Raw genomic sequence first — 18,407 nt, 5'->3', positions numbered from 1 at the left:
GTCGCGGGGCACTCGGGGCTCCTGAGCATCCCATCACAGGATTTCCGCGGCGTTGCACATGCGCGACCGCCGGACCTCGCACCCGCTCCCATTATTAATCTTTGGCCATGGAATGACCGGCCGCGTCGCCGCCGGTCCCGGGCGCGGCCACCGGCCGCCGCGTCCCCCGCGCACACGCCGATGGGCCCGTTCGGGGGACCTTTCCGCAACTGCCTGCGGCACGGGCCGCGATGCCTCTACTGTCCCTGCCACGTAGCGAGTTGCCCTCGCTACGGTCGGTCGCGAGGTACGAGGGATGTCCATGCTGCACGCCGGTTCGTCACAGCGCGTCCGTCGCCGCGCGCCCGCCACGGGACGGTGGCTGCTGCCGCCCGCGGTGCTCGCGCTCGGGGTGGCCGTGGCGGCGTTCCTCGTGCCGGACGGGACCCGCGCGCCCCTGCTGTGGTGCGGCGCCGCCGCCACGCTCGCGGCCGCCCTGACCTCCGGCGAGACCATCCGCCGCGGCCTGCGCGTCGCGCTGCTGGAGGAGCGGGTCGAGCGGCAGATCGCCGACACCGACGTGCTCGCGTACCAGGACCTCCCCGTCGCCCTGCGCAAGCTCACGGCCGGGCGCCTGGAGGAGGACCTGATGCCGCCGCCCGACCCCGCCAGCGTCTCCGACCCGCGCCTGACCGCCGCCCACCGCGCGATGCTCCGCGCCATGCTCGACGTGCTGCGTGAGAAGGAGTACCAGCGCGACTCCGGCAAGCGCGCCATCGTCAACATCGCGCACCGCATCCAGACGGAGATCCACCGCCTCCAGGGCGAGATCCGCACCATGGAGTTCCGCCACGACACCCCGGAGATGCTCGGCGACCTGATGCGCCTCGAACACGGCATCAACGTGGCGGGCCGCTTCGCCACCTCCCTGTCCGTGCTCGGCGGCGGGCGCCCGATCAGGCGGTGGGAGGAGCCGATCACCCTGTTCGACATCATGCGCGCGGGCAGCGGCCCCATCGTCGAGTACCGCCGCGTGGAGCAGCACCGCGTCATCGAGGTCGCCGTCCCCGGGCACGCCGCCGAGTCGCTGATCATGCTCATCGCCGAACTGCTGGACAACGCGACGCGCTACTCGCCGCCGGGCAGCAGCGTCGTCATGAACAGCGAGGAGGTCGCCCTCGGCATCGAGATCTCCATCGAGGACAAGGGCACCGGGCTCACCGCCGAGTCGCGCAGGCGCGCGGAGTTCCTGCTCCACCAGGGCGTGGACGGCGTGGACCTGACCGACCTCGGCGAGACCGCGCGGATCGGCCTGCGCGTCGCGGGCATCCTCGCCGGGCACTGGGGCGTGCGGATCTCGCTGCGCCCCTCGACCTGCGGCGGGGTGCGCTCGGTCGTGTTCCTGCCGGACGAGCTGATCGTCCCCGTCCCGCCGTCGCCGTACGACTCGCCGCCCGGCCCCCCGCAGTCGTCCCCCGCCTGGCCGGGACCGCGCCACCCTCCCGTCGTCACCGTCGCGGCCGCCGGGGCGGACGAGGACGCCCCGGAGTACGAGCTGGGCGCGAACGGGCTGCCGCAGCGCAGGAAGCGCAAGCGGCAGACCGAGATCGTGCCGTCCCGCTGGTCGCGGCCCGCCGCGGACGCGGGCGGCGCGCCGCAGAAGGACCGCCCCACCGGTTCGGTGCCCGGCGGGACGGCGCCGGGCAGGCCGCCGTCCCGGCCCGCCCAGGCCCCCGCGGCGGCGGACCGCGGCCCCGGGCTGTGGGTGGACGCCTTCTTCGCCGGACTGCGCGCCCCGGAGGACGAGGCGCACCCGGGCGCCCCGGGGCCGGGGGCGTGACCAGGACAGCAAGCAGCGCAGCCAGCCAGGCAGGTCGGATCGGTGAGGGTGAGACGCACGTGACACAGCGACGCTTCAAGGACATGGACTGGATGCTCAGGGACCTGGCCGCCACGGTCCCCGGCATCCAGCACATCGTGGTCCTGTCGGCGGACGGGCTCTGCATGGCCCAGCACGGGGACGAACGGGACAGCGGCGAACGGCTGGCCGCCGCCGCGTCCGGCATCAAGAGCCTGGCCCGTTCCATCGCCCGCGAACTGCCCGGCGCCGACGAGGAGCTGCGCCTGGTCCTGCTCGAACTCGCGGGCGGCTACTTCTACCTCATGTCGGCGGGCGAGCGGTCCTACCTCGCCGTCACCGCCGAACGCACCGTCGATCCCGGGATGGTCAGCCGGGGCATGCGCGACCTGGTCCTGCGCATCGGCGAGCACCTGTCCAGCGGCCCCAGGACCCCCGAGCGGACCGGCCGGTGACACAGCAGGACGGGCCGGGCGGCGGGCGGCCCGTCCCCCTGTACGTCGTCACCGGCGGGTGCGGCGCGGCGCCCCGGGGGCGTGACCCGCTCGTCCTCGACCTGGTGACGCTCGTCGTCACCAGGACGGCGCCCGTCCCGTCCGGCATGGCGCCGGAGGCGGGTGCGCTGCTGCGGGCCTGCCGGTACCCGCTGTCCGCCGCCGAGATCTCCGCGTACCTGGGCCTGCCGTTCGGCGTGCTGACGGTCCTGCTCACCGCGCTGGAGGCCGACGGGCACGTCGAGCTGCGGCAGACGCGCGACGGCCGCCAGGACACCGCCGACACCGACACCGACACCCTGAAGGCGCTGATCGATGGTCTCCAACGGCTCTGAGCACGCCGCGCCGCCCGGCCCCCGCGACGAGGACCTGCTGCCGGCGTCGGCGGAGCGGTCCGTCAAGATCGCGGTCGTCGGCGGCTTCGGCGCGGGGAAGACGACGCTCGTCGGCTCGGTCAGCGAGATCAGGCCGCTGACGACCGAGGAGACCATGACCCGCGACAGCGTGGGCGTGGACGACCTGGCCGGGGTCGCGGACAAGACGGAGACGACCGTCGCGATGGACTTCGGCCGCATCACGATCGACGCGCGGCTGGTGCTCTACCTGTTCGGGACGCCGGGCCAGCAGCGGTTCTGGTTCCTGTGGAACGGCATCCTGGAGGGCGCGCTCGGCGCCGTCGTGCTCGTGGACAGCCGCCGCCTCGCCGACTGCTTCCCGTCGATGGACCGGCTGGAGGAGGACGGCATCCCCTTCGTCGTGGCCGTCAACGTCTTCCCCGACTCGGCCCCGCACCCGCCGGAGGAGCTGCGCGCCGCCCTCGACCTGCCGGGGCACGTGCCGCTGATCGCCTGCGACGCGCGGCGCCGCGCGTCGGGCCGGGACGTCCTGCTGACGCTGCTGCGCCACCTCTACGACTCCGCCACCACCGTTCCCGTTCCGGACCATCCATCGCCGGACCACCCCTCGGAGGCACCGTGACCGCGTCCCTGCCCGACTCGTTCCCGCCCGGCTCGTCGCTGAACGGCTCGCCCCTGGACCGGCCGCCCGCCGGCTGCCCCGCCCACGCGACCGGCCCCGACGGGGTGCAGCGGCTGTACGGGCCCGCCGCCTCCGAGGACCCCGCGGGGCTGTACGAGCGGCTGCGCCGCGACCACGGGCCGGTGGCGCCCGTCCTGCTGGAGGGCGACGTCCCGGCGTGGCTGGTGATCGGCTACAACGAGGTCCTCGAAGTCGCCCGCAGCCCGCGCCGCTTCAGCCGCGACGGCCGCAACTGGGCCGCCTGGCAGGAGGGCCACGTCGGCAACGGCTCGCCCATCGCGCCCGTGCTGCTGTGGGGCCCCGACTGCACGCACCAGGACGGCGCGGTCCACGAGCGGCTGCGCAGCGCGGTCAACGAGAGCCTGGACCGCTTCGACCGCCGCGGCCTGCGCCGCCACGTGCAGCGGTACGCGCACGGGCTGATCGACCGGTTCGCGGCGGACGGGCGGGCCGAGGTGCTGTCGCAGTACGCGCAGCAGCTGCCGATGCTGGCGCTCACGACGGTGCTCGGGCTGCCGGACGAGGAGGGCCCGCGGCTGGTGGAGGCGAGCCGCCAGCTGCTGATCGGCACGGAGAAGGCGGTCACGGCGGACGCGTACATCCAGGACGCGCTGCGGGCGCTCGTCGCGCGCAAGCACGAGGACCCGGGGCACGACCTGGCGTCCTGGCTGGTGGGGCACCCGGCCGACCTGTCGGACGAGGAGGTCGTCCACCACCTGCGGCTCGTCCTGGTCGCGGGCAACGAGACGACGACCAACCTCATCGTCAACACGCTGCGGGTCGTGCTGACGCACCCGAAGTTCCGCGGCTCGCTGCACGGCGGGCGGATGACGCTCCCGGCCGCCGTCGAGCAGGTGCTGTGGGACGAGCCGCCGATCGCCGTGTGCCCCGGCGGGTTCGCGACGCTGGACGTCGAGCTGGGCGGGCGGCCGATCGCGAAGGGCGACGTGTTACTCCTCGGTCTCGCGGCGGCCAACGCCGACCCGGCCGTACGCCCCACGCCGGGGGCGCCGATGAACGGCAACCGGTCGCACCTCGCGTTCACCAGCGGCCCGCACGAGTGCCCGGGGCAGGACATCGGGCGCGCCATCACGCAGACGGCGATCGAGGTGCTGCTGGCGCGGCTGCCCGACCTGGGGCTGACGGTCGAGCCCGAGGGGCTGAGCTGGACGGCGTCCACGTGGTCGCGGCATCTGGACGCGCTGCCCGTGCGGTTCGGGCCGCGCCCGCCCGAGCGGGACGCCGAAGCGGACGCGGACGCGGACCCGGAGGGCGGCGCGCGGGCGGACGCGGCGGGCGAGCCTGGCGCGTGCGACGGCGGCGGCGGTGCGGCCGGTGAGGGCGGCCGGCTCAGGCGCCGCGTCCCTGACCGGGCAGCGGCGGCCGCCCCGGCGCGGCGGGGGCTGCGCGCCCTGCTGCGACGGCGCTGAGCGCGTCGGCGGCCGGGCCGACGCCCGCGCCGCCGTCCCCGCCCGCGTACCTGGCCGTGACGGAGCCCCAGCGCTGGTTGCCCGCCATCCAGGCGCGCAGCCCGTCGAGGTAGCGGGCGACGGCGGCGCGGCCGTGCGCGTCGAGCCGCCACTGCCCGGCCGCCATGCGCGGCAGGCGGGCGGCCAGCGTCATGAACAGCTCGACGCGGTCGCGGACCAGCCCGATCACGTCGTCCAGGGCGCGGGTGCGGGTGCAGTCGCGGGTGCGCTGCCGGATGAGGACGAGGTTGTGCGGGTCGCCCTGCTCCTCCTCCCGTTCGAGGGAGTGCACGTCGTTGCAGAGGAAGACGACGTCGCCCGCGCAGCGCGTGAGGAGCTGCACCTCGCGGCTCCAGTACGCGGTGGCGGGGACCTCGAAGTGCCCGGCGCGTTCGATGAGGTCGAAGCACGGCGCGGTGCCGACGGCGTGCCGGCGCAGCGCGATGTAGGCGTTCTCGCCGAGCGGCACGTCACGGGCCCTGTTGAGGGTCTCCTGCACGTAGGAGCGGAAGAAGCGCGCCAGGTTGCCCGCCGCGCGTTTGCGCCACCCGGCGGACATGCCGGCGGCGCTGCGGCGCCACACGTCGGCGTAGGCGCGGGCGACGGGCGCGTCGAGCGCGGGGGGCGTGCCCGGCGGCTGGTACGGGATGACGGCGAGGCCGGTGGCGAATCCGGCCGCCGCCTCGGGGTCGCGGCCGAGCGGCCCGTCGAACTGGTCGTCCAGCGGGAAGCCGAGGCACACGGCGTCCGTCACCAGGTCGAGGTCGTCCCCGGCGGCGTCCGGGTAGGCGTAGGAGGCGAGGTCGGTGAGCCGCCAGTCGCGGTAGCGGTCGAGGGCGGCCTCGCCCCCGACGAGGCCGTGGGCGCGGACCCAGTCCACGTGGTGCTCGCGCGCCCGGTCCGCACCGGGGTTGCGGTGGACGGGAAACGGCAGGAAGAAACCGACTGTCTGCGGCATGGCGAGGCTCCCCTTCTCCACCGGACCCGCCTCGGTGGGCAGCTTTTTCTGTTGGCAGGGCCGTTGACCGCGCCACCGGCCGCGCTGCCGGGCGCCCGGCCGTGCGGCGCGCGGGCGGGCGGGCACGGGCAGGACCGGTGGCCCGCCGGCCGGCACGGCGGAGCGGGGTAGCTCTGCCCTCGGGCACGAGTCCGCAATCCGGCGGCGGCGATCCTGGCCGAATGCCGTAACGCCGGACGGGGGCGGCCGGTTACGGCCGCCACTCCCCCGGGTGCCGCGCGGGGTGACACGCGCGGCCGGGGCGGCACCGGCGGTGACGCCGCGCGTTCGCGGTCGCACGGGCCGTCCGCGGCGGCCGGGCCGGAAATCGCCGCGCGCGGGCGGCCCGCCCATCGCGTCACTCGGACGATTACACTCGGGCGCGTGCCTCAGCTACGACTTGCTCTCCATCAGATCGACTCCACCGTCGGCGATCTGTCCGGCAACGCGGACACCGTCGTCGAACGGACCCGGTACGGCGTGGAGCGCGGCGCGCACCTGGTCGCGTTCCCGGAGATGATGCTGACCGGCTATCCGGTCGAGGACCTGGCGCTGCGCACCTCGTTCGTCGAGGCGAGCCGCACGGCGCTGCGCGACCTGGCGGCCAGGCTGCGGGACGAGGGCCTGGGCGACGTGCCCGTGGTGCTCGGCTACCTGGACCGCTCCGAGCGGTTCAGGGAACGGGCTGGCCAGCCCGCGGGGGCGCCGCAGAACGCGGCCGCCGTCCTGTACCAGGGCGAGGTGGCGCTGTCGTTCGCCAAGCACCACCTGCCGAACTACGGGGTCTTCGACGAGTTCCGCTACTTCGTGCCGGGCGACACCATGCCGGTGGTACGGGTGCGCGGCGTGGACGTGGCGCTGGCCATCTGCGAGGACCTGTGGCAGGACGGCGGCCGGGTCCCGGCGGCGCGCGCGGCGGGCGCGGGCCTGCTGCTGGCCGTCAACGCGTCGCCGTACGAGGTGCACAAGGACGACACGCGCCTCGGCCTGGTGCGGAAGCGCGCCGGGGAGGCGGGGTGCGCGCTGGCGTACCTGGCGATGTCCGGCGGACAGGACGAACTGGTCTTCGACGGCGACTCGATCGTGGTGGACAGGAACGGCGAGGTGGTGGCGCGCGGACCGCAGTTCGCGGAGGAGTCGCTGCTGCTCGACCTGGACCTCCCGGCGGCGGACGGCGCGCCCGCGTCGGGGCTGACGCACGACGGGCTGCGGATCGAGCACCGGACGCTGTCGGCGGAGCCCGTGCCCGCGTACGAGCCGGAGTACCCGGGCGGGCAGGCCGAACCGCTGGACGACGCGGAGGAGATGTACCGCGCGCTGGTCACGGGGCTGGCGGCGTACGTGCGGAAGAACGGCTTCCGGTCGGTGCTGATCGGCCTGTCCGGCGGCATCGACTCGGCGCTGGTCGCCGCGATCGCGTGCGACGCGGTGGGGGCGGAGAACGTGTACGGGCTCGCCATGCCGTCGCGCTACTCGTCGGAGCACTCGCTCGGCGACGCGGGCGAGCTGGCGCGCCGCACGGGGCTGAACCTGCGGACCGTCCCGATCGGACCGATGTTCGACGCGTACATGGCGTCGGTGGAGCTGACGGGCCTCGCGGAGGAGAACCTCCAGTCGCGGCTGCGCGGCACGCTGCTGATGGCCGTCTCGAACCAGGAGGGCCACCTCGTCCTCGCGCCGGGCAACAAGAGCGAACTGGCCGTGGGCTACTCGACGCTCTACGGCGACTCGGTGGGCGCGTACGGGCCGATCAAGGACCTGTACAAGACCGGCGTCTACCAGCTGGCCCGCTGGCGGAACGCCGCGGCGGCCGCACGCGGCGAGACCCCGCCGATCCCGGAGAACTCCATCAGCAAGGCGCCGAGCGCCGAGCTGAGCCCCGGGCAGGTGGACTCCGACTCGCTGCCGGACTACGACACGCTGGACCGCGTGCTGGAGCTGTACGTGGACCGCGACCAGGGCCGCGAGCAGATCATCGCGGCCGGGTTCGACCCGGAGCTGGTGACGCGGGTGCTGCGGCTGGTGGACACGGCGGAGTACAAGCGGCGGCAGTACCCGCCGGGGACGAAGATCTCCCCGAAGGGCTTCGGCAAGGACCGCCGCCTCCCCATCACCAACCGCTGGCGCGAGGACGGCCGCCCGAACTGAGGAGAAGCGAGCAGGCGGGACGGCCGGTCGCCACCACGGACGACCACCGCCCGCCACCACAACACGCCGGAAGCCCCCGTGGCCGCCGGGACCGACAAAGGTAAAGCCGAGCAAAATCAAGCACACCCGCCGATAAACCCACAGGTCACTTACTCTCCTCCCCGCACACGCGGGGGTGTTCCGTCGGTGGTGGTGACGGGGACGCACGGCAAGACCTCCTCCCCGCACACGCGGGGGTGTTCCTCGCAGGTCGATATTCGGCTTGGGGCCGCCCGACTCCTCCCCGCACACGCGGGGGTGTTCCCGCCGGCTTCCCACGGCACCCCAGGTGCGACTGCTCCTCCCCGCACACGCGGGGATGTTCCCCAGGAGAGAGGCGACGGTCGGGTCTGGCCGACTTCCTCCCCGCACACGCGGGGGTGTTCCGACCCGATGACCGCCCCTCTGCGCTGCCCCCGTCTCCTCCGCGCACACGCGGGGGTGTTCCGGCACCCCACGGCCGTTCTGGTCCCCAGCCGCCGTAGGCGGTAGCGCGCAGCCATCGGGCCGGGTTGCTGCCGGTCGCGCCGCCGACCCTCGCGGCGGGGCCGGAGCTGCGTGGTGCGGAGGCCGACCGCAGCAGTGACGGCGAGGGCGCGCCGGAATCCCGGCCCGCCCGGCGGGCCGGGATTCCGGCGCGTGACGACGCCGCGGCGGACAGCCGTGCGCGTCCGGCGCGGACTGCCTACCGGGCGCGGCGGGGCGGGTGGTCAGAAGCCGGGGGCGCCCCAGATGGGGAACCAGCGGGTCAGGTCCGGTTCGATCCTCAGGTCGTCCGCCAGGACGCCCCGTATCCGCAGCTCCAGCCCGTTGTCCCGGCGCTCGGCGGTCCCGGCCAGGGGCGCGAACGGGTAGAACGTGCCGCGCTTGTAGAGGTAGACGAGGCCCAGCGGGGCCGCGTCGGCCGCCGCGCGGAAGCCGACCATGGAGCACAGCAGCTGCGGCCCGAAGCCCGACTCCTGGAGCAAGGTGTTCACGGCGTGCAGGTCGTTGACCAGCGACGCGACGTCGTCCGGGGCGTGCCGGGCGAGGACCCAGGTGTAGCCGTACGAGTCCTGGCTGAACTCGACGGGCGTCCCGCCGGTCGCGGTGTCGGCGTCGAGCAGCGCCCGCACCTCGTCGCGTACGCGGTCGAAGGCGCCGCCCTCCACGCTGGCGAAGCACACCGAGCCGAGGCCGGTCGGCACGAACCCGGCCGCCGCCTGGAGCGTGACGGCCGCCGACGGGACGGCGAACAGCTGGTCGAGGTCCGGCTTGGCCGGCCGGCTCCGGCCGAGGATCACGTCGAGGATGCCCACGGGGCGCCGCTCCCTCCGTGCCGTGCGGGTGTCCTGGTCGTCACGGGCGCCCCAGCTCCCCGGAGAGCCTGGCCAGCCGGTCGAGCCGCTGCTGGAGCGTGGGGTGCGAGGAGAGCAGCCGGCTCAGGCTCTCGCCGGTGACGGCCGGGGCGAAGAAGAAGGCGTTGAACGGCTCGGCCTGCCGCAGGTCGCGGGTCGGTATGCGGCTCATCTGCCCCGACACCTTGGTCAGCGCGGAGGCCAGCGCCGAGGGGCGGCCGGTCAGCAGGGCGCCCGCGCGGTCGGCGGACAGCTCGCGGTAGCGGGACAGCAGCCGCGTCAGCAGGAAGCTGATCACGTAGACGACGGCGCTGATCAGCGGGATGAGGACGAGGGCGAGGTTCTGGTTGTTCCGCGACCGGCCGAGGCCGGTCCACAGGGCCATCCGGGTGATGAGCCCGGCGAGGACGCCGAGGAACCCGGCGATGGTCATCACGGCCACGTCGCGGTGGGCGACGTGCGACAGCTCGTGCGCGAGGACGCCCTCCAGCTCGTCGGGCTCCAGGCGGCGCAGCAGCCCGGTCGTGGCGCAGACCAGGGACTTCTTCTGGCTGCGGCCGGTCGCGAAGGCGTTCGGCACGTCGGTGCGGGCGATGGCCACGCGGGGCTTCGGCATGTCGGCGAGGGCGCATAGGCGGTCCACGGCGCCGTGCAGCTCGGGCGCCTCCTGCGGGGTGACCTCGCGGGCGCCCATGCTGAACGCGGCGATCCGGTCGCTGAACCAGAACTGCGCGACGAACACTCCCCCGGCGATCAGCACGATCAGCGGCCAGGCCTTGCCGAGGGCCACGATCAGGACGCCGACGAAGACGACGTAGAGCAGGCCGATGAAGAACATGGTCAGGACCATGCGGTTCGTGAGCCCCCGGTCGGGGGCGAAGCGGGTACGCGCCATGCTCTCTGTCGTCTCCTCCCGGTCGCCCGGTCCGGCACCGCCGTGCCGCGGCCGCCCTGCCACCTCAAACGTACGGCAGGTGGCATAAAGGCGGCAGAAGGAACGATCCGGGGCGGGGGCGGCGAGCGGGACGCCAGGAGGGTCAGGGATTGACGCGGGCCGCCACCGGGAGGTGGTCGCTGCCCGTTCCCGGCAAGGTCCACGACGAGACGGGTTCGAGGTCGCGCACGAGGATCTGGTCGATCCTCGCCATGGGGAACCCGGCGGGCCAGGAGAAGCCGAATCCGGCGCCCGCCGCGCCCTGGGTGGAGCGCAGCTGGGACGTGAGCGGGGCGAGCGCGCCGTCGTTCATCGTCCCGTTGAGGTCGCCCAGGAGGATCGCGCGCTCCTGCCGCTCGGCGGAGACGGCGCCGCCGAGCAGCTCGGCGGCCCGGTCGCGCTGCTCGGCCGTGAACCCGGCCCGGAACTGCACGCGGACCGACGGCAGGTGCGCGACGAAGACGGCGACGTCGCCGAAGTCGGTGGTGACGGTCGCCCGCATGGCGCGCGTCCAGCCCATGCCGATGTCCACGGGCTCGCTCTCGCCCATCGGGTAGCGGCTCCACAGCCCGACCGTCCCCTGCACGGCGTGGTACGGGTAGTCGGCGGCCAGGGCGTCCTCGTACTCGGCGACCGTCTCGTGCGGCAGCTCCTGGAGGGCGATGAGGTCGGCGTCGGAGTCGGCGAGCTGCCGCGCCGTCGCCGCCGGGTCGGCGTTGTCGGCGTCCACGTTGTGGCTGACGACCATGAGGGCGCCGCCCGAGCCGGTCTTGTCCAGGAGCAGGCCGCCGAAGAGGTTGAGCCAGACCAGGAGCGGCACGAGCAGCGCCGCGACGGCCGTGAGCGAGCGCCGCAGCACGGCGCACAGCACCAGCACGGGGATCAGGAGGCCGACCCACGGCAGGAAGGTCTGGAGGAGGCTGCCGAGGTTGCCGATACGGTTCGGCACGCGCGAGTGGAGCGTCATCACCAGCGCGAGGGCGAGCGCGAAGGCCGCGGGCCACCAGCCCCGGCGCCAGCGGCCCGTGCGGTCGCTCCAGCGCGCTCTGCCACGCCCGGTGTCGCCGGCGGGGGCGGCGGCGCCGTCGGCGGGAACGGTCTCGTCGCCCCCGGCTCCCTCGCCCTGCTGCGTACCGGAGGTGTCCACGCCTGCCATCCACTGCCCTCGCTGACCGTCGTGCCGTCGCCCGGGACCCTACGCGAGCCCCGGCTGCGTCGCAGCACAAGACGGTCACGGCGGTGCTCGGGGTGGGTTCCGTTATATCAGCCTTGCCAGGGCGCGCAGTTGTCGGTGGAGGGCGTGCGGCGGCGGGCCCCGCGCGACCCCCCTTCCGGGCACCGGCGGTCGGTGCGACGATGGAAGCCGATCCGGGGACGCCGCCTGGCGCCTCGAGACGACAGGAACAGGAGCAGCGTGATGACGCAGCGCACGCATGCCGGCGCGCCGGCCGACCGGTCGGCGACACCGGCCCTCTACGGCGGCCGGAGCAGCCGCCGGGTCACCGTACGTGACATCGCCGCGGCCAAGGCGCGTGGCGAGAAGTGGCCGATGCTGACCGCCTACGACGCGATGACGGCCTCGGTCTTCGACGAGGCGGGCATCCCCGTGATGCTCGTCGGCGACTCGATGGGCAACGCGCACCTCGGGTACGACAGCACGGTCCCGGTGACGCTGGAGCAGATGACGATGCTGTCGGCCGCCGTGGTGCGCGGCACGCGGCGTGCGCTGATCGTCGCGGACCTCCCGTTCGGCTCGTACCAGGAGAGCGCGACGCAGGCGCTGCGCAGCGCGACGCACCTGGTCAAGGAGGCCGGTGTCGGCGCGGTGAAGCTGGAGGGCGGCGAGCGTTCCGCCGACCAGATCCGGCTGCTGGTCGAGGCGGGCATCCCGGTGATGGCGCACGTGGGGCTGACGCCGCAGTCCGTGCACGCCTTCGGCGGCCACCCGGTGCAGGGGCGCGGTGAGGAGGCGGCGCAGCAGCTGCTTCGGGACGCGAAGGCTGTGCAGGACGCGGGCGCGTTCGCGGTGGTGCTCGAACTGGTGACGGCGGAGCTGGCGGCGGAGGTCACGCGCAGCCTGCACATCCCGACGGTGGGCATCGGCGCGGGGGCGGCGTGTGACGCGCAGGTCCTGGTGTGGACGGACATGGCCGGGATGACGGACTGGCCCGGCGGGCGGATGCCGCGGTTCGTGAAGGAGTACGCGCAGCTGCGGACGGCGCTCGGCGACGCGGCGCGGTCGTTCGCCGAGGACGTGGTGGGCGGCGTGTACCCGGCGGAGGAGCACAGCTTCCACTGAGCCGCGGTGGTACGGCGCAGGCCGCCCCCGTCCCGCGTGCTGCGGGGCGGGGGCGGTGCCGTCAGGCGGCGTGATCAGGCGGTGCGGCGCGGTGCCAGGGCCTTGGCGCGGCGCGCGTAGTACCAGCCCATGTTGGACGCCACGCCCGCCATCAGCACCCAGACGACGCCGAGCCAGTTGCCCTGGGCGAAGGACACGACGGCCGCGGCGACGGTCAGGACGCAGACGAGCAGGGCGTAACCGGCGAGGCGGCGGGCGCGCTTCGCCGTCGCGGCGGCGGCCGGGTCGCTGGTCGCGGGGGCGGCGGGGGGCATGGGGCGGCTCCGTGGTGGGGCGGGCGGATCGGGTGGGCGCGGGTCAGACGTCGGTGACGCGGAGCCCGGCGTGGGCCTTGTACCGGCGGTTGACGGAGATCAGGTTGGCGACGAGCGACTCGACCTGGTGCGCGTTCCGCAGCCGTCCGGCGAAGACGCCCCGCATGCCGGGGATGCGTCCGGCGAGCGCCTGGACGATCTCGCAGTCGGCGCGCTTCTCGCCGAGAACCATGACGTCGGTGTCGATCTTCTCGACGGCCGGGTCCTGGAGCAGGACGGCCGACAGGTGGTGGAACGCGGCGGTGACCCGGGACTCCGGCAGCAGCGCGGCGGCCTGCTCGGCGGCGCTGCCCTCCTCGGGGACGAGCGCGTAGGCGCCCTGCTTGTCGAAGCCGAGCGGGTTGACGCAGTCCACGACGAGCTTGCCCGCCAGTTCGCCGCGCAGGCTCTCCAGGATGGCGCGGTGGCCGTCCCAGGGGACGGCGACGATCACGACGTCGCTCCCCGCGGCGCAGGCGGCGTTGTCGAGGCCGCGCACGCCGTGGCCGATCTCCTCGGCCGCCGAGGCGGCGCGGTCGGCGGCGCGCGAGCCGATGATCACCTGCTGGCCCGCGCGGGCGAGGCGGTAGGCCAGGCCACGGCCCTGGTCGCCGGTGCCGCCGAGCACACCGACGACGAGGGAGGAGACGTCCGGCAGGTCCCAGGGGTCCTTGGGGGCAGCAGTCGCAGTCATGGGGAAATCCTCCCACTGCGCCCGCCGCCGCGGGCGGCGGGGCGGCGGGGCGGGGGCGACTGCGTGCACTTGCCCGTCCCGCGCCCCGCCCCGCGTACGGGCGGTCTACGCGTCGCCGTCCCCGCCGTGGCCGCCGAAGCCGCCGCCGAAGTCCACCGGGCCGTCGCCGTGGTGCCCCGGGTGGCCGGGGCCGTCGTCGTCGCCGTCCTTGCGGCCGGGGGGCCGGTCGTCCGGGTCGGGGTCGTTCCAGCGGCGGTCGTTGCGCCAGTTCTCGTTGCGCTCGCGGGCGAGGTCCATGGCGTGCTCGGCCTCGTCGCGGGTGGCGTACGGGCCGAGGCGGTCCTTGGCCGGGCAGTCCGGGCCTTCCTCGACCTTCTGGTGGCGGATGCAGTAGAACCACTCGCCTTCGCTGCCGGTGGTCCTGTTCCTGAAGATGCGTCCGAAGTTGGGGGCCATTCCTTCATCCTGCCCGCCCGTAGACTCGCATGCATGTCTGGCCAGTCTCTTCTCGTTCCCGGCAAGATCTCCCCTCCGCGCAGCGTCCCGCAGGCCATTCCGCGTCCCGAATACGTGGGCCGGAAGGCGCCCGCGCCGTACAGAGGCCCGCATGTGCAGGACGCGGAGACGGTTCTGCGGATGCGCGAGGCCGGGCGGATCGCGGCGCGGGCGATGGAGGAGGCGGCGCGGCACATCGCGCCCGGCGTGACCACGGACGAGCTGGACGCGGTGGCGCACGCCTACCTGTGCGACCACGGCGCGTACCCCTCGACGCTCGGCTACCGGGGCTTCCCCAAGTCGCTGTGCACTTCCGTCAACGAGGTCATCTGCCACGGCATCCCCGACTCGACGGTGCTGCGCGCGGGCGACATCGTGAACCTGGACGTCACCGCCTTCGTGGGCGGTGTCCACGGCGACACCAACGCGACCTACCTCGTCGGCGGCGAAGAGGCGGTGGACGAGGAGTCGCGGCTGCTGGTGGAGCGCACCCGGGAGGCGCTCGCCCGGGCGATCAAGGCGGTGCGGCCCGGCCGCCGGATCAATGTGATCGGGCGTGTGATCGAGGCGTACGCCCGGCGGTTCGGGTACGGCGTGGTGCGCGACTTCACCGGACACGGCATCAACACCGCGTTCCACTCCGGCCTGATCATCCCCCACTACGACGACCCGGACGCGACGACCGAGCTGGTCCCCGGCATGACGTTCACCATCGAGCCGATGCTGACGCTGGGCACGCACGAGTGGGAGATGTGGGAGGACAACTGGACCGTCGTCACGCGGGACCTGCGGCGCACGGCCCAGTTCGAGCACACGCTCGTGGTGACGGAGGGCGGCGCGGAGGTCCTCACGCTGCCGTGACCGCGCGGCCCGCCGCGGGGTGACGGACCGGTCGCCACAGGATGGACACAACCTTGACTTAGGCAAGCCTAAGTAGACACCATGGCGGAGCGCGGCAGCCTGTCGCGTTCCGACCGGTTGCCTTCCGGAGGTCCCACATGTCCGCGCTCTCCGCCGCGCCCGCGGCCGTCCCGTTCTCCGTCCAGATCCGTGAGACCTCGCACGCCCAGCACACGGAGGCCGAGACCTCCACGTTCATGAGCCGGCTGCTCGGCGGGGAGCTGGGCGTGGACGCGTTCCGCCGCTACACCGAGCAGCTGTGGTTCGTGTACCGGGCGCTGGAAGGGGCGGCGGACCGGCTGGCGGACGACCCGGTGGCGGGCCCGTTCATCCGCCCGGAGCTGTTCCGCTCCACCGCGCTCGGCCGGGACCTGGACCACCTGCACGGGGGCGCGGACTGGCGGACGACGCTGCGCCCGCTGCCCGCGACCGAGCGGTACGCGGCGCGCGTCATGGAGGTCGCGCGCGACTGGCCCGGCGGGTACGTGGCGCACCACTACACGCGCTACCTGGGCGATCTGTCCGGCGGCCAGGTCATCAGGAGCACGGCGGAGAAGCTGTGGGGCTTCGCGCGCAAGGGCGACGGGGTGCGGTTCTACGTCTTCGAGGAGATCGCGAACCCGGCGGCGTTCAAGCGCGACTACCGCTCCTGGCTCGACGGCATACCGGCGGACGACGCGGAGCGGCTGCGGATAGCCGACGAGTGCAAGCATGCCTTCGCACTGAACACCGCGCTCTTCGGAGACCTGCTTTCCGGTGACTTTTCACGATAAGCGCGTTTTCTCCTTGGGTGAGCTGTGCGGGCGCGGGAGGCTGAGGTCTCCTTCCGCGCCGCATCCCCGAGGAGTACGTCCTGGGCACGTCCATCCGCAGGGCACGGATCCCCGTGTACTGCGTCATCACGGTCCTGCTGGCAACGGCCTGCGGCGGCTCGGGTGACGGTTCGGCAGCGGTCGAGCCCCGGGCGGTCGGTCCGGCGAAAGGTTCCATCACCTGGTACGCCATCAACTTCGGCCCTGAGGGGCTTCCCCAGAAACTGATCGACGCGTTCGAGGAGAAGCACCCCGGCATCACGGTCGAGTACCAGCCGGCGCCCAACAACACCGACACCATGCGGGCGACCCTGACCACCGAGATCTCGGGTGGTTCGAGCGCCATCGACATCTACAACGGCGACCTCGTGTGGCCGGCGCAGTTCGGCGACGCCTCGCTGGCGATGCCGCTGGACGCGCACCTCCCCGACGACTACTGGGACCGCTTCCCCGGGGAGCGCGCCCGGACCACCGAGTACAACGGCGAGCACCTCGCCGCGCCGCTGTACAGCGACGCCGGTTTCCTCTACTACCGCAAGGACCTGCTGGAGAAGCACGACCTGCCGGTGCCCAAGACCTGGGAGGAGCTGGCGGAGACGGCGGCGAAGCTGCAGGACGCGGGCGACGTGCGCTACGGCTACGTCGGCCAGTGGGCGAACTACGAGGGCCTGACCGTCAACTGGACGGAGATGTCCGCCGCGGCCGGCGGCAGGACCGTTTCAGCAGACGGCGAGCGGCCCGCGATCGACTCGGACACCAACGCCCGCGTCCTCGGCTTCATGCGGGACATGCTCAAGGACGGCGTGGCCCCCTCGGCGACCACGAGTTTCCAGGAGCCGCAGTCCCTCCAGACCTTCCTGGAGGGCGACGCCGCCTTCCACCGCAACTGGGCGCACGGCCTGGGCGAGTCCAACAACCCCGAGGTCTCGCACGTCGTGGGAAAGGTCGGCATGTCGCCGCTGCCCTCGTTCGAGGGCACCGAGGGCCCCGGTCCCTCCGCCGCCGGCGGCTGGAACATGATGGTCAACCCGCACAGCGACGCCCTGGGCGCGTCCCTGGCGTTCCTGGAGTGGATGACCGGCCGCGACGCCCAGCGCATCCTCGCCGAGAACGGGGTGATCCCCGCCCTCGACGAGGTGCTGCACGACCGCGGCCTCCAGAAGGACAACCCGGCGCTCGCCGCCGCGGCCGACGTCCCCGTGGTCTCCCGCCCCTCGGACACGCCGCGCTACCCCCAGGTCAGCCACGGCGTCTACACCAACCTCAACGGCGCCCTGGCCGGCTCCGTCACCCCGCGGGAGGCGCTGGGGGCGGCGTCGGACGAGATCAGACGAGCACTCAACGGCCGGGCGCTGTGAAGACCACCGGCCGGGCGGACGCCCGCGGGCGGCGCCCCGGACACGAGGAGACCCCGTGAGCGACGACGTCCCCGAGGGCACGCCCCCGGCCGGAGGACCACCGGAGGAGGAGGCCGGCAGCACCGCCTACGTGCCGCGCCACGTCTCCACCGGCGGCAACAGCACGACGGGCAGCCACACGGCGGGCAGCACGGTCGCGACCGGCGAGCCGCCGGGCGGCGGGAGCAGGCCGCGCCCCGGCCGGCACAACTCGGCGCTGGAGCGCCGCTTCGCCCGCATGGGCTGGATCTTCGCGTCGCCCGCGCTGCTGGTGGTGCTGGCCGTGACGCTCTTCCCGATCGCCTTCTCGGTCGCGATGAGCCTGAGCAACGTGTCGGTCTCGTCGGACGGCTTCCGGCTCTCCGGCGTCACGACCGACAACTACTCGCTGCTGCTGGGCTCGGCGCGCTGGCAGCACGCGCTGGTGTTCACGGTGCTGTACACGGTCGGCACGGTCGTCGCGGAGCTGGTGCTCGGCACGGTCATCGCGCTCGTGCTGGAGCGGCTGTCCGGCAGCCGCGGCTGGATGATGGCGCTGCTGCTGCTGCCCTGGGCGATGATCACCGTCGTCTCCGCGCAGCTGTGGGCGTACATGTACAACGGCGTGTACGGCGTGCTGACGGCGATGTCGAACGGACTGACGGGCGAGCCGCGGCAGTTCCTCGGCACGCCGTTCCCGGCGATTCTGTCCATGGCCGCCGCGGACGTGTGGAAGACGACGCCGTTCGTCGCCATCATCGTGCTCGCGGGCCTGATGATGCTGCCGACCGACGTGGTGGAGGCGGCGCGCGTGGACGGCGCCGGTGCGTGGACGGCCTTCTGGCGGGTGCGGCTGCCGCTGCTGCGGCCCGCGCTGACGATCGCCGTCCTCTTCCGCATCCTCCAGGCCTTCGGCATCTTCGACCTGCCGTTCGTCCTCACCGGCGGCGGGCCCGGGGACGCGACGGAGTCGCTCGCGCTGCTCGGCTGGCAGGTGATGTTCACCAACCTCGACTTCGGCCCGGGGGCGGCGGTCGCGGCCAGTACGGCGGCGCTGGTGCTGGTGGGCTGCCTGCTGTTCCTGCGGGCGTTCCGCGCGCGGGTGGGCGACGAGGAGACCACCGCGTGAACGCCCCCCGCCGCGCCGCCCCCGCCCGTCCCGCCGTCCGTACCGCCGTCTCGAAG

Annotated in this window: 17 protein-coding genes, 1 pseudogene and 1 CRISPR repeat array; of the genes and pseudogenes, 11 read left to right on the top strand and 7 right to left on the bottom strand. The window is 73.9% G+C overall.

Going from position 1 to position 18,407, the window contains the following annotated elements; translation table 11 throughout:
* Positions 1-295: 295 nt before the first annotated feature.
* The 5 genes from ACIBPC_RS05045 to ACIBPC_RS05025 are packed head-to-tail and all read left to right on the top strand — an operon-like array spanning position 296 to position 4,799.
* Complete coding sequence (locus ACIBPC_RS05045; RefSeq protein WP_398841366.1) at positions 296-1,819, top strand: ATP-binding protein; 1,524 nt, start codon at positions 296-298, stop codon at positions 1,817-1,819.
* 59 nt (positions 1,820-1,878) lie between these two features.
* The gene (locus tag ACIBPC_RS05040; RefSeq protein WP_362963510.1) at positions 1,879-2,292 is read left to right on the top strand and encodes a roadblock/LC7 domain-containing protein; all 414 of its coding nucleotides are present in this window, start codon (positions 1,879-1,881) and stop codon (positions 2,290-2,292) included.
* The gene (locus ACIBPC_RS05035; protein ID WP_398841364.1) at positions 2,289-2,666 is read left to right on the top strand and encodes a DUF742 domain-containing protein; all 378 of its coding nucleotides are present in this window, start codon (positions 2,289-2,291) and stop codon (positions 2,664-2,666) included. Before ACIBPC_RS05040 ends, ACIBPC_RS05035 begins: the two co-directional genes overlap by 4 nt.
* A complete protein-coding gene (locus ACIBPC_RS05030) occupies positions 2,647-3,309 on the top strand; it encodes an ATP/GTP-binding protein (RefSeq protein WP_362963512.1) in 663 nt (220 codons plus the stop codon). Before ACIBPC_RS05035 ends, ACIBPC_RS05030 begins: the two co-directional genes overlap by 20 nt.
* On the top strand, positions 3,306-4,799 hold the full coding sequence (locus ACIBPC_RS05025; RefSeq protein ID WP_398841362.1) for a cytochrome P450: 1,494 nt from the start codon (positions 3,306-3,308) through the stop codon (positions 4,797-4,799). The genes ACIBPC_RS05030 and ACIBPC_RS05025 overlap by 4 nt, the downstream gene beginning before the upstream one ends.
* On the opposite strand, the gene ACIBPC_RS05020 is transcribed toward ACIBPC_RS05025, so the two are convergent.
* Positions 4,720-5,796: a terpene cyclase gene (locus ACIBPC_RS05020; protein WP_362963516.1), complete on the bottom strand. Its 1,077-nt coding sequence runs from the start codon at positions 5,794-5,796 to the stop codon at positions 4,720-4,722. The genes ACIBPC_RS05025 and ACIBPC_RS05020 overlap by 80 nt on opposite strands.
* 423 nt (positions 5,797-6,219) lie before the next feature.
* Between ACIBPC_RS05020 and ACIBPC_RS05015 the strand changes: the two genes are divergently transcribed.
* A complete protein-coding gene (locus tag ACIBPC_RS05015; protein ID WP_398841360.1) occupies positions 6,220-7,983 on the top strand; it encodes an NAD+ synthase in 1,764 nt (587 codons plus the stop codon).
* A 154-nt stretch (positions 7,984-8,137) separates the two neighbouring features.
* Positions 8,138-8,470: a CRISPR direct-repeat array (repeat unit 27 nt; unit sequence TCCTCCCCGCACACGCGGGGGTGTTCC).
* Between the two features lie 262 nt (positions 8,471-8,732).
* On the opposite strand, the gene ACIBPC_RS05010 is transcribed toward ACIBPC_RS05015, so the two are convergent.
* The 3 genes from ACIBPC_RS05010 to ACIBPC_RS05000 form a co-directional block, all read right to left on the bottom strand.
* Positions 8,733-9,320, bottom strand: a complete 588-nt coding sequence (locus ACIBPC_RS05010) for a hypothetical protein (RefSeq protein WP_398841359.1) — start codon at positions 9,318-9,320, stop codon at positions 8,733-8,735.
* Between the two features lie 40 nt (positions 9,321-9,360).
* On the bottom strand, positions 9,361-10,254 hold the full coding sequence (gene htpX / locus ACIBPC_RS05005) for a zinc metalloprotease HtpX (RefSeq protein ID WP_362963522.1): 894 nt from the start codon (positions 10,252-10,254) through the stop codon (positions 9,361-9,363).
* Between the two features lie 142 nt (positions 10,255-10,396).
* Positions 10,397-11,449: an endonuclease/exonuclease/phosphatase family protein gene (locus tag ACIBPC_RS05000; protein ID WP_398841357.1), complete on the bottom strand. Its 1,053-nt coding sequence runs from the start codon at positions 11,447-11,449 to the stop codon at positions 10,397-10,399.
* Positions 11,450-11,710: 261 nt separating this feature from the next.
* Between ACIBPC_RS05000 and panB the strand changes: the two genes are divergently transcribed.
* Positions 11,711-12,592: a 3-methyl-2-oxobutanoate hydroxymethyltransferase gene (panB, locus tag ACIBPC_RS04995; protein ID WP_362963526.1), complete on the top strand. Its 882-nt coding sequence runs from the start codon at positions 11,711-11,713 to the stop codon at positions 12,590-12,592.
* A gap of 74 nt (positions 12,593-12,666) precedes the next feature.
* Here the strand turns inward: panB and ACIBPC_RS04990 are convergent, their stop codons facing one another.
* From ACIBPC_RS04990 to ACIBPC_RS04980, 3 genes and pseudogenes are all read right to left on the bottom strand, one after another.
* A complete protein-coding gene (locus ACIBPC_RS04990) occupies positions 12,667-12,906 on the bottom strand; it encodes a hypothetical protein (RefSeq protein ID WP_398841355.1) in 240 nt (79 codons plus the stop codon).
* 43 nt (positions 12,907-12,949) lie between these two features.
* Positions 12,950-13,639: an NADPH-dependent F420 reductase gene (gene npdG, locus ACIBPC_RS04985; RefSeq protein WP_362963528.1), complete on the bottom strand. Its 690-nt coding sequence runs from the start codon at positions 13,637-13,639 to the stop codon at positions 12,950-12,952.
* Positions 13,640-13,852: 213 nt separating this feature from the next.
* Positions 13,853-14,095 (bottom strand): annotated as a pseudogene (locus ACIBPC_RS04980) (hypothetical protein); the annotation flags it as partial.
* Positions 14,096-14,128: 33 nt separating this feature from the next.
* Between ACIBPC_RS04980 and map the strand changes: the two are divergent.
* From map to ACIBPC_RS04960, 4 genes are all read left to right on the top strand, one after another.
* Positions 14,129-14,995, top strand: coding sequence for a type I methionyl aminopeptidase (gene map / locus ACIBPC_RS04975; RefSeq protein ID WP_398841353.1), 867 nt, complete (start codon positions 14,129-14,131; stop codon positions 14,993-14,995).
* A 137-nt stretch (positions 14,996-15,132) separates the two neighbouring features.
* On the top strand, positions 15,133-15,807 hold the full coding sequence (locus ACIBPC_RS04970) for a heme oxygenase (biliverdin-producing) (RefSeq protein WP_398841351.1): 675 nt from the start codon (positions 15,133-15,135) through the stop codon (positions 15,805-15,807).
* A 113-nt stretch (positions 15,808-15,920) separates the two neighbouring features.
* The gene (locus tag ACIBPC_RS04965) at positions 15,921-17,204 is read left to right on the top strand and encodes an ABC transporter substrate-binding protein (RefSeq protein ID WP_398841350.1); all 1,284 of its coding nucleotides are present in this window, start codon (positions 15,921-15,923) and stop codon (positions 17,202-17,204) included.
* A gap of 55 nt (positions 17,205-17,259) precedes the next feature.
* On the top strand, positions 17,260-18,351 hold the full coding sequence (locus ACIBPC_RS04960) for a sugar ABC transporter permease (RefSeq protein WP_362963536.1): 1,092 nt from the start codon (positions 17,260-17,262) through the stop codon (positions 18,349-18,351).
* Positions 18,352-18,407: the final 56 nt, after the last annotated feature.

Source organism: Streptomyces sp. NPDC049879 (assembly GCF_044461265.1).
GTDB lineage: Bacteria > Actinomycetota > Actinomycetes > Streptomycetales > Streptomycetaceae > Streptomyces.
Note: the sequence above shows the minus strand (reverse complement) of the source record. Positions and strands in the feature narration are given on the sequence as shown.